Source organism: Nocardiopsis halotolerans DSM 44410 (assembly GCF_000341065.1).
Classification (GTDB): domain Bacteria; phylum Actinomycetota; class Actinomycetes; order Streptosporangiales; family Streptosporangiaceae; genus Nocardiopsis; species Nocardiopsis halotolerans.
On sequence record NZ_ANAX01000107.1, the window covers coordinates 33,482 to 49,874 of the forward strand.

Below are 16,393 nucleotides of genomic sequence, written 5' to 3' on the forward strand. Positions count from 1 at the left end.
AACGATCTGCCCGAGGAACTGGCCGCGAGGGTCGCCGGTCTCGCGGACGCCCGCCACGGCTACAGCTNCCTTCGCCGCGACGCTGGCGACCTACTCCCGGGAGCCGGGGATCGTCGTGGGCATGCCGGTGGACGAGCGGGACGGCGCGGAGTCCGACCGGGCCGTGGGGCTCATGATCACCATGATGCCGGTCCTGATCGGCCTCGCCGAGGACACGCCGTTCCAGGCCCTCGTGGACCGTACCCAGCGCGAGGTCCTCGACGGAATGCTCCACGGCTACCCGCTCCCGGCACTGGTCCGGGAGCTGGGCGCCGAGCGGAGGGAGCACCGGTCCCCCGTCTTCCAGACGGCGTTCGTCTACCAGGACGTGCTCGACGGGATCGGCGGACCCGACCGCCCGTACCAGTACCTCGACGAACCCCACCAGGAGGGGGAGTACGAGCTCTCCCTCGAGGTGTGGAGGCGGGGCGCGGGCTTCCGACTGCACTGGAAGTACCACCCGGAACTCTTCTCCCGGGACTTCGTCACCCGGTTGGGCGAGCGGTTCCTGCGACTCCTCGACCACGTGACCACCAGGCCGGAGACCACCGTCGGCGAGCTGCGCCAGCGCTTCGGCGGTGGTGGGGAGGCCCCCCGCGTCCACGAGATGATCCGGGATACGGCCCGGCGCCGCCCCGAGGCGGTCGCCGTGTCCGACGCGCGCGGATCCCTGACCTACCGCGAACTCGACCTCCGGAGCCGGGGGCTCGCGGCCCGCCTGAGTGAGAGGGGCGTCGGCCCGGGCGACCTCGTCGCCGTGCTCATGGAGCGTTCCTCCGACGTGGTCGTCACCTTCCTGGGCGTGCTCAGGGCGGGCGCGGCCTTCCTGCCGCTCGACCCCGAACTGCCCGCCGAGCGCCTGGCCGACATCCTGGAGGACAGCCGTGCGCGCCTGGTCCTCACCCAGCGGCCGTCGGAGGCGTCCGCCCGTGAGCTGCTCGACCGCCTTCCCGACGGCACGTCCGACGCGCCCAGGGCCGAGGTCGTGGTACTCGACGGGGGATGGACGGATCCGGTCGGGGACGGGGCCGGGACGCCGGAGGTGGAGGTGACCGGCGACGACCTCGCCTACGTCATCTACACCTCGGGGAGTACCGGCCGTCCCAAGGGCGTGATGGTTCCCCACCGGGGGCTGGGCAACCTGCTTCGCTCGATGGCCGAACGCCCGGGAATGAGCGCGGACGACACCCTCTTCGCCGTCACCACCACCAGTTTCGACATGGCGCAGGTCGAGCTGTTCCTCCCCCTGGTGACGGGGGCGCACTGCCATGTGTGCGACAGCGCCACGATCAGGGACGTCGAGCTGCTCAAGGACCGGATCAGCGCCGTCCGCCCGACCGTCATGCAGGCCACACCGGCACTGTGGAGCATGCTGTTCCACTCGGGTTGGCGCAACGCCGAGTGCCTGCGCGCCTTCACCGGAGGGGAGGCGCTCTCCAGGACGCTCAAGGAGCACTTCCTCGACTCCGGCACCGAGGTGTGGAACCTGTACGGGCCGACGGAGGCGACCGTCTACGCCACCGGCACGCTGGTCCGGAGGGACGCGCCGATCACGATCGGCACCCCGGTCGCCGACGCCCGAGTCCACATCCTCGACGAGCGGCTGCGTCCCGTGCCCCCGGGCGAGACGGGCGAACTCTGCATCGCCGGTCCCGGGGTCGCGGCGGGCTACCTGAACCGGCCCGAGCTGACGGCCGAGCGGTTCGTGCGGGACCCCTTCGCGCCGGAGGGGAGGATGTACCGGACCGGGGACCTGGCCCGCTGGAACGAGGACGGGGAGATCGACTACCTGGGCCGGATGGACTTCCAGGTGAAGATCCGGGGCCACCGTGTCGAACTGGGCGACATCGAGTACCACCTGGGACGGCACGAGGACGTCGCCGCGTGCGTCGTCGTCGCCCGGGGGGAGGACACCGCCAGGCAGCTCGTCGCCTACTACACGCCGGAGCGCCCGGGAGGGGCCGGGCGGGGGGCGCGCTGGTTCCGGGACTTCCTGCGGGACAAGCTGCCCGAGTACATGGTTCCGGCCCACTTCGTTCCGATCGACACGATCCCGCTGACCGGGAGCGGCAAGGTGGACCGCGGCGCGCTGACACGGCGGGAGATCGTCGTGGCGGACACCGGCGCGGCACCCGGGACCGGGACCCTCGCGGACGTGGAGGCGGAGGTCCTCGGGTGCTGGCGTGACGTGCTGGGTGTCAGCGGCGCCAGCCCCACCGCGTCGTTCTTCGACCTCGGGGGGAGTTCGCTGTCGGCGGTCATGCTCGCCGAGCGGATCAGCCAGCGCCTGGACGTGCCGTTCGCGGCCCCCGACCTGTTCAGGTACACCACCGCCCGTGCCGTCGCCCGGTACGCACACGACGCGCGTTCGCGGGGGGCGGCGGAGGGGCCCGCTCCCTCCGGTGGCACCGAGCCCGCCACGGGGAGCGGGGCCGCGACACCGCGGGAGCCGCGGCGGCCGACCNNCGCGATCGCGGTCGTGGGTGTCTCCTGCCGGTTCCCGGACGCCGAGGACCACCGGGAGTTCTGGCGGAACCTCACGCGGGGCAAGCGGGCCACGGGGCTGTGGACGGAGGACGAGCTGCGCGGCGCCGGGGTTCCCGAGCGGTTGCTGGAGAACCCGTCCTTCGTTCCGCTCCGGTCCTGTCTGGACCGCAAGGACTCCTTCGACGGTGAGTTCTTCCGCCTGTCGCCCCGGCACGTGGCCCTGATGGACCCGCAGTTCCGTGAGCTGCTCGTGCACGCCTGGAAGGCGGTGGAGGACGCCGGGTACGACCACCGGGACCTGCCCGGCACCGGTGTCTACGTCAGCAGCGGGAACCACTTCTACGGGGCGCCCTCGGACGGCGACGGAACCCCCCGCGGTGTGATCGAGGACCCGGAGCAGTACCTGTCGTGGGTGATGTGCCAGGGCGGCACGATCGCCTCGATGATCTCCCACCAGCTCGGGTTCGGTGGACCGAGCATGTCCGTGCACTCCAACTGCTCGTCGTCGCTGAGCGCGCTGTCCCTGGCGGTTCGGGCGATCCGGTCCGGCGAGACCGACCAGGCGCTGGTCGCCGCCGCCTCGGTGTCTCGGCACGACGGCCTCGGGTACGTGTACCAGCCGGGGCTCAACTTCTCCGGTGACGGCCGCCTCAAGGCGTTCGACGCCGACGCCGACGGGATGGTGGCCGGAGAGGGCGTGGTCGCGTTCCTGGTTCGCCGTGCGCGCGACGCCGTGGCCGACGGGGACCACGTCTACGCGCTGGTGCGCGGCGCGGCCACGAACAACGACGGCGGTCAGGCCACCGGGTTCTACACCCCGAGCGTCGAGGGGCAGAGCCGCGTGATCCGGGAGGCCCTGGAACGCACGGGTGTCGACCCCGCCTCCATCGGCTACGTGGAGGCGCACGGCACCGGTACGAAGCTGGGGGACCCCGTCGAACTGACGGCCCTGACCGACGCCTACCGGACCTTCACGGAGGAGGTCGGCTACTGCGGGATCGGGTCGGTCAAGTCGAACCTGGGGCACCTCGACACGGCCGCGGGCCTGGCGGGCAGCCTCAAGGTGGTGCTCAGCCTCCACCACCGTCAACTGCCTCCGACCATCAACCACACCGCCCCCAACCCCCAGCTGCGTCTGGACGGGTCGCCCTTCCGCGTGGTCGACCGCCTGACCGACTGGTCCGCGGGGCGGACGCCGCGACGGGCGGCGCAGAGCTCCATCGGCCTGGGCGGAAGCAACGCCCATGCCGTCTTCGAGGAGTACGAGGGGGACGCGGTGCGGGACGTCGAGGACGACGGCTGCGAACACGTGGTGCCGCTGTCGGCACGGGGACGGGACAACCTCACGCAGTACGCGCGTGATCTGCTCGACCACCTGGGCGACCGGGACACCCGGAGCGCGCCCACACCCCTCCGACTCCGCGACCTGGCGTACACACTCCAGGTGGGGAGGGTGCCGATGGAGCACCGGGTGGCGTTCGTCGTGCGCGACCTCGACGAACTGGAGGCCGAACTCTCGCTGTTCGTCCGGGGGGACGCGTCCGCGCGGCGGCACGCCGGACGGGTCCCCGCGACCGATCGGAGCGGGGGGAGCGCTCCGCCCGTCCGCCGGACGGAGGACGGTGGAGCCGAGGAGCTCGCCCGGGCCTGGGTCCGGGGGGACGAGGTCGTCTGGCGCGCACTTCCGAGGACCCAGGAGTGCCGCCGGACCAGCCTGCCGTCCTACCCCTTCAGCGACGTGCGCCACCCCTGGCCCGGGTCCGGCCATCCGAGGGAGGCCGCGGTGGGCGCCCACGCTCGTCCACCGGGCCGGGCGTCCCTGCCGGGGAACGGGGAGCGGGTCCACCGCACGCGTTTCACGGGCGACGAGTACCTGCTGCGCGACCACGTCGTCGACGGTCGCGCGATCCTCCCCGCCACGGCCTGTCTGGACATGGTCCACACCCGGGTCAGCCGGACCGTGCCCGGGGCGTACGGGCGCGTGACCCTGAGGAACGTCGCCTGGCTGCGCCCGCTGGAGGTCGGTCCCGGCGGCCGGGAGGTGGAGCTGACCCTGGCCCCGGCGGCCGGGGACGGCACGGACGTCCCGTCGGGACCCCTGACCTTCACGCTGGCCTCCCGGGAGGAGGGCGGCGACCGGGTCCACGTCCAGGGACGGGTCGAGACCGGGCCCGCCCCCGCCGCACCGGACGTCGACCTGGAGCGGTTGCGCTCGGTACTGGGAGCACGTCCGGTGACCGGGGAGGAGTGCTACGGACGCATCGCCCGCATGGGGGTGCGCTACGGTCCGGGCTTCCGCCTGGTCCACACGCTCCTCCGCGGGGTGCGCGAGGGGCGTCGGGAGGTGCTCGCCGAGTTGCGGCTGCCCGAGGACCTCCGCGGCTCCCTGGAGGAGCACACGCTGCACCCGAGCGTCCTGGACGCCGCGATCCACGCGTCACTCGGCCTGGACCCGTCGCTGGACACCTCCGCCGCGTCCGCCGACGGGGAGGCGGCCACGGCGGTGCCGTTCGCCCTGGACGAGCTCACGGCCCACGGGCCCGTCGAGGAGGTCATGTACTCATGGGTGCGTCCGGCGGCCGGCCGAGGGGGAGACGGCACGGTGCTGAACGTCGACCTCGTCGACGGGCGGGGACGGGTCCGCGTCGCGATGCGCGGACTCGCCTACCGGAGGGTCGGGACGCGACCGACGGCCGAGGGGGCCGACCGCGACTCCCGACTGCACACGCTGGTACCGGTGTGGGAGCCGAGGAACACCGGCCGACGGCGGAGCGCGGGTGTGCTCGCCCCGGCCGCCGACGCGCGCGCGGCCGAGGGCCGGGTCCTCGTCTTCGGCGCCGCCGAGCGCCTGCGCGGCGGGATCGGTGATCCGCCCCCCGGGTACCGCGAGGTCCGGCTGCGGCCGGGGGCCACGGTGGAGGAGATCGCCGAGCTGATCGGCGCGCCCTCGAACACCGAACCGCTCGCACACGTGATCTGGGTGGCCCCGGAGGAGGCTCCGCCGTCCGAGGGGTCCACGGGCGCGTCGTCCGGTCAGGAACGGGGCGTCATCGAGGTCTTCCGGATCGTCAAGGCGCTGCTCGGGCTCGGGTACGGGACCAGGGCCCTGGAGTGGACGGCCGTGACCTTCGGTACCCAGCGGGTGCGCGAGGGGGAGCGCGTGGCGGCCACCCACGCGAGTGTGCACGGGCTGATGGGCAGCCTGGCCAAGGAGCACACCCGGTGGACGGTGCGCGCCGTCGACCTGCCCCGTGACGGGGAGCCCGGACCGTCCGGGGCGGGGACCCCGCCCACGCCCCCGAGGCCGGGCGCCACACTGGCCCTGCGGAACGGCCGGTGGTTCTCCCAGGAGCTCCTGCGCGTGCCGCACGCGCGGCCGGGCACCGCGCCCTACCGCCACCGCGGCGTCTACGTGGTCGTCGGCGGCGCCGGCGGTATCGGGGAGCTGTGGAGCCGGCACATGGTCGAGCGGTACCAGGCGTCGATCGTGTGGATCGGCCGCCGCCCCCTCGCGGGAGCGGTCGAACGGCGACTGGCCGGGCTCGCCGAGCTGGCCGAGAGCCGCGGCGCACGACCGCCGCTCTACCTCTCCGCGGACGCGAGCGACCTCGGGAGCCTGCGTGCCGCCCGTCGGCGGATCAGGGAACACCACCCCCGGATCGACGGTGTGGTGCACTCCGCGATCGTCCTCGCCGACCGTGTCCTGGGGAACATGGACGAGGACGAGTTCCGTGCGGCGCTCACCTCCAAGACCGACGTCGGCGTCAACCTCGCCGAGGTGTTCGGTGCCGACGACCCGGACCTCGTCCTGTTCTTCTCGTCGGTGGAGAGCTTCGCCAGGGAGGCGGGGCAGGCCAACTACGCGGCGGGCTGCACCTTCAAGGACGCCCTGGCGAGGGAGCTGCGTCAGCGGTGGCGGGACGCGTCCGCCGGTCCGGAGCGGACCCCGCCCGTGGTCAAGACGATCAACTGGGGCTACTGGGGTGCGGCCGGTGTGGTCAGTGACTCCTTCTACCGTGAGCGTCTGGCCGAGGCCGGTGTCGACTCGCTCGATCCCGAGGAGGCTTTCCGCCACCTCGCCGCCTTCCTCTCCGACGACCACGACCAGGCCGTGCTCATGCGGACCTTCGGCGACCGGGCGCTGCGCGGCCTCGCTCTGGACGAGCGGCTGCACCGGGAACCGGCCCGCCTCCCCTCCGTCATCGACGAGGCCGAACGCGGGTACGGTGCCTCCCCCGGCGACCTGGAGCGCCTCCGGCGGCACCTTCCGGACGAGCGCATGTGCGACCTGGCCGTCCAGCTCCTGTTCGCGACTTTGCGTGACCTCGGCCCGGACGACCTGGAGCGGCGTGTGCCCGCCCGACTCCACCGGTGGCTGGAGGAGAGCGACCGCCTGCTCGCCCGGTCCGGGCTCGTGGAGGTGGTCGACGGCCGAAGGGTGCTCCTGGAGCGGGGCGCCCCGCACGAGGAACTGTGGCGGCGGTGGCACGCCGAACGCGAGCGGTGGCGGACGAGCACGAGCCAGGCGGCGCGGGTCGACCTGGTCGAGTCGTGCCTGCTCGCCCTGCCCGACGTCCTGACCGGAGGCCGGCAGGCGACCGAGGTCCTGTTCCCGGACTCCTCGACGTCCCTGGTGGAGGGGGTCTACCGGGACGACCCCGTCGCGGAGCACTTCAACGACCAGCTGGCCGCCCTGGTGGGTTCCGCCGTCCGCGCGTGGCTCCGGGACGATCCGACGAGACGCGTCCGCGTCCTCGAGGTCGGGGCCGGGACCGGGGCGACCACCACCAAGGTCCTGGCGGCGCTCGACGCCCTGGGGTCCCCCGTCGAGGAGTACTGCTACACCGACGTGTCCAAGGCGTTCCTGTTCCGTGCCGAGGAACGGCTGGGCGATCGGCACCCGTACCTGACCACACGCCTGTTCGACGTCGAGCACCCGCCGGGGCCGCAGGGGGTGGATCCCGGCGCCTTCGACGTCGTCGTGGCCACCAACGTGCTCCACGCCACCAGCGACGTGTCCCGGACGCTGCGCAACGTCAAGGCGGCGATGCGCGCCAACGGTCTGCTGTTCGTGAACGAGATGAGCGGGAACACGGTCCTGGCCCACCTGACGGTCGGGCTCCTCGACGGCTGGTGGGCCCACGAGGACGACGCCCTGCGGATCGAGGGCAGCCCCGTCCTCGGGCCGGACGGATGGAGGGAGGTCCTGTCCGACGAGGGCTTCGGCCGTGTCCGTCAGCCCGGCGTCGAAGCGCACGACCTGGGCCAGCAGCTCGTCATCGCCGAGAGCGACGGTGCCGTCCGCACCCCGCTGGACACCGGTGCCCCGACCGGGGAACGCGTCCGGAACGAGCGCTCCGGGGCTCCCGTGGGACGAGGAGGACACGGAACCGCGCCGGAGGAGGAGCGGGACGGTGGAACGGGGACCGACACGGAGTTGAGGGAACGGACCGAGGCGTACTTCAGGGACCTCGTGGGCCGCACCCTGCGGCTGGACGCGGACCTGATCGACCTGGACGAGGACCTGCACGACCGCGGGCTCGACTCCATCCTGGTCTCGGGGATGAACAACGCCCTCGCCGCCGACTTCGACGAGGTCGGCAGCACGCTCTTCTTCGAGCTCCGCTCCCTCGGGGAGCTCGTCGACCACTTCGTGCGGACGCGGCGCCCCGAACTGGCGCGCCTGTTCGGGCTCGACGGGCCCCGGACGGACCGGCCCACCCTCCGCGCCCGCGCCACCGCCTATTTCACGGACCTGGCCGCCGCCACGCTGCGGCTGGCTCCCGACGGACTCGCGCCGGACACCAACCTGTTCGACCAGGGCCTGGACTCGATCCTCGTCGTCCAGATGAACAACGAGCTGGGCCGGGTCTTCGACGACCTCGACAACTCCCTGTTCTTCGACCACCCGACCGTGGGGGAGCTCGTCGACCACTTCGTGGCGACGCGCCGGGAACGGCTGGAGGAGGTCCTCGGCGGGGGGTCTCCCCGGGACCGCTCCGCCGCGGAGCGGACGCCGCCACCGGCCCCGGAGCGGAGGCCGGAGGTACGGCCTCGGCCGGAACCCGAACCCGCCCCCTCCGGCGGACCGGCCACGGCGGNATCGCCGTCGTGGGCGTGGCGGGCCGGTACCCGGGGGCGGAGAACCCCCGGGAGCTGTGGGACAACCTGTGCCGGGGCACGGACTCCACCGCGCCCTACCCGGAGGACCGCTGGTGGTGCCGGTGGGACGAGGACACGCGCCCGACGGGAGGGTTCGTCCGCGACGCCGCGTGCTTCGACGCCGAGTACTTCGGCCTCACGGGGGACGAGGCGGCGGCCATGGACCCGCAGGAGCGCCTGTTCGTCGAGACGGTGCACAGCGCCGTCCAGGACAGCGGCCACACGACCGCCGGCCTCAACGAACAGGGGCGCGTCGGGGTGTTCGTGGGCGTCATGAACTCGACGTACAACGGGCGCACCGCCCACTCCTCGATCGCCAACCGCACCTCCCACCTCTTCGACTTCCAGGGGAGCAGCGTCGCGGTCGACACCGCCTGCTCGTCCTCCCTGACCGCCGTGCACATGGCCCTGGAGAGTCTCTACAGCGGTGACAACGACTGCGTGGTCGCGGGAGGCGTCAACCTGCTGCTCGACCAGGACCACTTCCGCGTCCTGGAGGAGCACGGACTCCTGTCGCGGAGCGGGAGGTGCCGTCCCTTCTCCGAGCACGCGGACGGTTTCCTCGCCGCGGAGGCCGTCGGCGCCGTCGTCCTGCGTCCCCTGGAGGACGCGCTGGCCTCCGGCGACCATGTCCACGCCGTGATCAGGGGGAGCGCGGTCAACGCCGGCGGCAGGAGCGGCAGGTACGGCACACCCAGCCTGCGGGCGCAGCGGGACGTCGTCGCACGCGCGCTGGAGAAGGCGGGCACCCCACCCAGCACGATCAGCTACGTGGAGACGCACGGCACGGCGACCCAGCTCGGCGACTCGATCGAGATCTCGGCGCTCGCCCAGGCTTTCGGGGAGGAGGGGCCGCGCACCGGGGGGAACTGCTCCGTCGGCTCGGTCAAGTCCAACCTGGGCCACTGCGAGAGCGCCTCCGGCGTCGTGGGGCTCACGAAGGTTCTCATGCAGTTCCGGTACGGCCGGATCGCCCCGTCCATCAACGCCGAGGAGCTCAACAGCGGCATCGTGTTCCGGAGGACGCCGTTCTCGGTGCGGCGGGAGCTCGTACGGTGGGAACCGGTGGACGACCGGGGCCGACCGGTGCCCAGACGTGCCGGGGTCTCCTGTTTCGGCGCGGGGGGTTCGAACGCGCACCTGGTCGTCGAGGAGTACACGGGGACACCGGGCTCCGAGGAGGAACGGCACGGGGGTCCGCACCTGGTACCGCTGTCGGCGAGGACGCCGGAACAGCTGAGGGAGTCGGCGCTGCTCCTGGCGGACCACCTCGACCGCGTGGCGGGTACGCCGCACGAGGCGCCGCTCCGGGACGTGGCCTACACCCTGCAGGTGGGGCGGGACGCCCTGCCCCACCGGATGCTCCTCACCGTGTCCTCCACGGGTCAGCTCGCCTCGGAGCTGCGGAGGTTCGCCGCCTCGGGTGAGGCCGACGCGCGGACGGAGCCCGACGGGGAGGTGCGCGACCCCGCCCTGCGGTGGCTGGACGGCGGGAGCGTCGACTGGCAGGAGCTCTGGCGCACCTCGCGGCCCCGGCGGACCAGCCTTCCGACCTACCCCTTCACGCGGACGGAGCACTGGTACCGCTCGGGGGAGGCCGCCGCCGTCGCCCCGGACCCCGAACCGCGCACGCGTGGGGTCCAGGCTCCCTCCCACCGGGGGGAGGCGGTCCCGGAGACGCGTCTGCGCGACTGGCTTCGGGACGTTCTCGCCGCCGAGTTGGCCGCCGATCCGCGGGACCTGGACACCACCGAGAGCCTCCCCGCGCTGGGACTGTCCTCCCGGTCCCTGGTCCGGGTGGCCAGGGAGATCCAGAGCGGCCCCGATCCCGACTTCGACGCCGCGTCGCTGTTCGAGTACGACACCGTCGACCTCCTCGCGGACCACCTGGCGGAACGCGGTGCCGTGGTCGCCGACCGCGGGGAGCGGGCGGACGCCGCCGGGGAACGCCGGGGCGCGGAACCGGCCTCCCACACGCTGTCCCAGGCACAGCAGGGGTTGTGGGCACTGCAACGCGAGGCCCCGGGCAGTAGTGCCTACAACGTGCCCCTGTGCTTCAGGGCGACCGACCTGGACGTCCGCGCGCTGTCCGAGGCGTTCACGGCGGTGCGGGCCAGGCACGGCGTCCTCTCCGGAGTCGTCCGCGTGGAGCGGGGCGCGCCCGTGCTCCGGCACTCGCCGGGGGCGGAACCGGCGCTGGAGGAGCGACACCTGCCCCCGATGACGCGCGACGAGGTGTTCGGGCTCGTCCGCGAGCACGCCAAGGAACCCTTCGACCCGGAACACGGGCCGCTGTGCCGGATCAGCGTGTTCCACCTGTCGGACGGCACGGCCTGGGTGCTGGTGAACGCACACCACCTCGTCCTCGACGGCGTGTCCGCGATGGTGCTCCTCAAGGAGCTCCTGGCGCACTACCGTGCCCTCACCGGCGGCGGGGTCCCCGACGCGGCCGCTCCCGAGGCGACGTACGCGGAATTCGTCACCGCCGAGGAGTCCGGCATGCGGGGTGAGGAGGGAACCGCCAGGCTGGAGTACTGGCGGAACCGGCTGTCCTCCCCGCTCCCGGCCCTGGCCCTCCCCACGGACCGGCCCCGGTCCCTCGCCGACCGTGACGCGCGCGGCGCCACCGAGACGTGGCGGCTCACGGAGGAACTGGGCGTGCGGATCGACCGGTTCACCCACGACCACGGCGTCTACGCGTCGGCGGTGTTCCTCGCGGCGTTCAAGACCCTGCTCCACCGGCACACGCAGCAGGACGACGTCATCGTCGGAACGGCCGTGAACACCCGGCCCGACCGGCGGTTCGACGGGACGGTCGGCCACTTCGTCGACATGGTCCCGGTCCGCAGCCGTGTGCGGCGGGAGGCTCCGTTCCTCGAACTGTGCCGGGAGGTCCAGGCGGCCCTGACCAGCGGCGTGGCCCGCGCCTACCCGTTCACGGCGCTGGTGCGTGAACTGGGGCTCTCCACGGCCGACGGCGGATCGCCGGTGTTCGGCAACGCCTTCATGTACCAGGACTGGTACGAGGACGTGACCGGGGGAACCCGGGAGTTCGAGTACGTCGAGGGCATCCACCAGGAGGGCGAGTACGAACTCGTGTTGGAGGTCGTCGAGCCCGCCGACGACCTCACCACGTACTCGGTCAGGTGGAAGTACCGGCCGGACCTGTTCGACGGGGAGACGGTCAGGAACCTGGGACGCCAGTACCTCCGCCTCCTGGAGGAGGTCCTGGCGCGGCCTCGCCTGGCCGTCGGCGAGGCCCCGCTGATCTCCGACGAGGAGCGGCGGACCCTGACGGTGGAGTGGAACGACACCGCCGCGTCCCATCCCTCGCTCCACGTGCACGAACTGGTCTCCGAACAGGCCGCGCGGGTCCCGGAGGCGACCGCCCTCGTGTTCGGCGGCGACTCCCTCACCTACCGCGAGCTGGACGACCGGGCCAGGCGGCTCGCCGTGTACCTGGAGACCCTGGGCGTGCGCCCGGGAGCACGGGTCGCGGTGTACATGGAACGGTCGTTCGACCTGGTGGTGGCGCTGCTGGCGACGATGAGGGCCGGCTGCGCGTACGTTCCGCTGGACCCCTCCCATCCGAGGTCGCGAATCGCCCACATCCTGGACGACGCCGCGGCCGGGGTGGTGCTGAGCCAGGCCGACCTGCGGGACCGGGTGGCCGCCCTGACACCGGGGGGCACCGCCTCAGGGACACCCCGCGTGGTCCTCGTGGACGAGGACTGGTCCGAGATCGCGGACACGGCGGGCGCGCACCGGGACGTGACCGACCGCGTCACCGGCAACGACCCCGCCTACGTCATCTACACGTCGGGGAGCACGGGCGCGCCCAAGGGCGTGGTGGTGCCCCACCGGGCGCTCACGAACTTCCTGTGCTCGATGGCCAGGCGCCCGGGGCTGCGGCCGAGCGACCGCGTGCTTGCGGTGACCACGCACAGCTTCGACATCGCCGCCCTGGAGATCTACCTGCCGCTCGTCACCGGGGCCCTGTGCCACCTGTGCGACGGCGACACCGCGCGTGACCCGGACCGCCTCCGGCGGATGATCGGCGCGGTCCGGCCCTCCCTGATGCAGGCGACCCCCTCCACGTGGACGATGCTGCTCCACGCGGGCTGGACCAACGACGAACGGATGACGGTCCTGTGCGGCGGGGAACCGATGCCCGAGACCCTGAAGGACCGCCTGGTCGCCTCGGGGGCCGAGGTCTGGAACATGTTCGGACCGACGGAGACGACCGTGTGGTCCACCGTCGAACGGGTCGAGGCCCACAGGGGGGTCACCATCGGCCGGCCCATCGACAACACCCAGGTCCACATCCTCGACGAGCGGGGCGAACTGGTGCCCACGGGCGCTCCGGGTGAACTGTGCATCGCCGGTGAGGGGGTCGCACTGGGCTACCTCAACAAGCCGGAGCTCACGGCGGAGCGGTTCCGCGACAACCCCTTCCCGCCCGGCGGCAAGCTGTACCGGACGGGCGACCTGGCGCGGTGGCGCGGTGACGGGTCGATCGAGTGCCTGGGCCGCATCGACTCCCAGGTCAAGATCCGCGGGTTCCGTGTCGAGCTCGGCGAGATCGAGCACGTCCTGGCCACGCACCCGGCGGTGGCGGAGTGCGTGGCCCAGGCACGGGGGCAGTCGGGCACCCAACAGCTCGTCGTCCACTACGCGCCCGTGGACGGGCACGGCGCCGACACCGGTGAACTGCGCCGGTACCTGGCCGGTCGGCTGCCGGACTACATGGTCCCCGCCTTCCTCGTCCCGGTGGAGCGGATGCCCCGCACCCCGAACGGGAAGGTGGACAGGGAGGCGCTGGCCGAACTCGGCGTGATCCGGCACGCGGGAACGCCGGAGCGCACCCGGCGGCCGGAGCCCGCTCCTGAGCGGGAGGACGCCGCACCGGAGGAGGGGGACGTGCTCGCGCTGTGGCGCGAGGTCCTGGGCGCGGACGACCTCACGCCCACGGACGCGTTCCTGGACGCGGGGGGAAGCTCGGTCCTGGCCGCCGTCCTCGCCGAACGGGTCAGTGAAAGGTACGGCACGCCGTTCACGTCGGCGGAGGTCTTCACCGGGGTCAACGCCCGGGGCATGGCGGAGCGCCTGCGCGCGGAACGCGCGCGGGTGGACGGGTCCGGGCGGGATCACGAGGGGAGCGGGGACGACACCGCCGGGGGCCTCCCCGGGTCCTCGGTCGACGGCGTCGCCATCGTCGGCGTGTCCTGCCGACTGCCGGGAGCCGAGGACCACCAGGAGTTCTGGGCCCGCCTGCTCACCGGCGAGGAGAGCGTGGAGGTCCTCTCCCGCGACGAACTCCGTCGGGCGGGAGTCGACGGGCGCCTGGCCGAGGACCCGGCCTTCGTCCCGGTCAGGGCCAGCATGCGCGGCAAGGGCGACTTCGACGCCGACTTCTTCCGGATCTCGGCGCGCGACGCCGAACTGATGGACCCGCAGTCGCGCCTGCTGCTCCAGCACTCGTGGAAGGCGGTGGAGGACGCCGCGTACCTGCCCGAGGACGTCGCCGACGCCGCGGTGTACGTGTCGACCAGCAACATGCTCTACCAGGCGCCGCTGCGGACCGACGGCGCCGCGCGTGACTCGGAGGCGCTGGTGGGCTTCCTGCACGCGCAGCCGGGGACCATCCCGACGACGATCTCGCACAAGCTCGGGCTGCACGGCCCCAGCCTCTTCGTGCACAGCAACTGCTCGTCCTCCCTCGCGGGTCTGGCGCTGGCCTTCCAGGCCATCCGGTCCGGCCAGACGACCCACGCCCTGGTCGGCGGGGCGGGCATGTACGGCGAACGGCCCGTGGGCTACGTGTACGAGGAGGGCATGACGCTGTCCTCGGACGGACACTGCGGCCCCTTCTCCGACGACGCCACCGGCATGGTCGGGGGAGAGGGCGTCGTCGTGTTCCTCCTCAAGGACGCCCGGGCGGCCGTACGCGACGGCGACCACGTCTACGCGGTGATCCGCGGAGTCGGCATGAACAACGACGGCGCGGAGAAAGCGGGCTACTACGCGCCCGGCGCCACGGGCCAGACGGAGGTCATCTCCTCGGTCCTGGAACGCACCGGCGTGGACCCCGAGACGATCCGGTACGTGGAGGCCCACGGTACCGGCACCAGGATCGGTGACCCGATCGAGGTGGGCGCGCTGTCCGCGGCGTTCCGCCGGTACACGGACGCACGCGGGTTCTGCGGGATCGGGTCGGTGAAGTCCAACCTGGGCCACCTGGACGCCGCAGCGGGTCTCGCCGGGTGCCTCAAGGCGGCCCTGGCCCTGGGTGAGCGCCGTGTCCCCCCGACCATCAACCACCGGGAGCCGAACCCGCAGATCGACTTCGAGGGTTCGCCGTTCTACGTGGTGACCGAGCTGACCGAGTTGGCGCCATCGTCGGGGCCGCTGCGAGCGGGGGTGAGCTCCTTCGGTATCGGAGGAACCAACGTTCACGCCCTCCTGGAGGAGCCGCCGGCACCCGAGGGGGCGGACGACGGGGAGCCGTCCGGTCCGCACCTGGTGCCGCTGTCGGCCCGGGGACTGCCGAACCTGAGGCGCTACGCACGCGACCTCGCCCGCCGGATCTCCGGGGAGGACCGGTCGCGCGGCCGGGCGCTCCGGATCGCCGACGTCGCCCACACCCTGCGGGTGGGGCGGACTCCGATGGCCGAGCGGGTGGCCTTCGTGGTGGACGGCGTGGACGAACTCGTGCACGCCTTGGACGACTTCGCCGACGGCGGGGGAGGGGAGCGGTGCTTCCGGCCCGGATCGGCCGATCTCCCCTCCCCGTCGAACGGGGACGACCAACGCGACCTGGCACGCCGGTGGATGGCCGAGGAGCGGCTGGACGAGGTGGCCCGGCTGTGGGTCGAGGGCGGACACGTGGACTGGCGGGATCTCCGCGTCGGGGCGCACCGCCCCCGACGCGTGCCCCTCCCGACCTACCCCTTCAGCGAGGAGTACCACTGGTTGCCCGAACGCCCGGCACGGCGGGTCGCCGACGCTCCCGGCGGTGACGGGCGCGGCTCCGACGAGGTGGAACTCCGGTACTTCGAGGAGTACTGGTCACCGGAGCCGGCCGCCGGGGTCGCTGAGGCACGGGGAGTGGTGGTGTGCTTCCTCACCGGAGAGGAGGAACGCGACGCCTTCCGACGGTCGGTGCCCGAGCACGCCGGGAACGCGCGTCTGGTGTTCGTCGAGAGGGCCGGGCGGGGGGACGCGGAGACGTCGGCCACCCCCTCCGACGGCGTGTACCGCGTGGGCTCCCGTGACGAGGCGGGCCTGCGTCGGACACTCGACGCGGTCGCCGAGGAGCACGGTGCCGTCGGTGCGATCCACTACCTGTGGCCCCTGGAGTACGGCGGCGACACCGTGCTCCGCGTGCTCGCGGACCTGGCTCCGCTGGTGCGCGCCCTGGCCGCCTCCGCGCTGGAGGTGACCGACCTCCTGGTCGCGGGACACTTCCACGACGCCGTCGGGCAGGCCGCCCTCGACGCGGTGATCGGCTACGAGCGTTCGCTGGGCTCGGTCCTGCCCGGGACGGCGACGCGGGTGGTCCTGCACGAGGGGACGGCGACGCCCGAGCGGTGGGCCGAGCTCCTGTTCACCGAGCAGTGCCAGGAGCGCCGGGTCAGCGTCATGTACCGGGGGGAGCGGCGGTACGTCTGCACCACACGGCGACTGGAGGCGGGCGTGCGGCGGG

The 16,393-nt window shown here is 73.0% G+C and carries 1 protein-coding gene and 1 pseudogene; both read left to right on the forward strand.

Going from position 1 to position 16,393, the window contains the following annotated elements; all coding sequences use genetic code 11:
* Positions 1–4 precede the first annotated feature (4 nt).
* Positions 5–8,449, forward strand: a pseudogene (locus D455_RS35215) (amino acid adenylation domain-containing protein); the annotation flags it as partial.
* 194 nt (positions 8,450–8,643) lie between these two features.
* The coding region (locus D455_RS32715) for a non-ribosomal peptide synthetase (protein WP_160167835.1) at positions 8,644–16,393 on the forward strand (7,750 nt) is incomplete at its 3' end.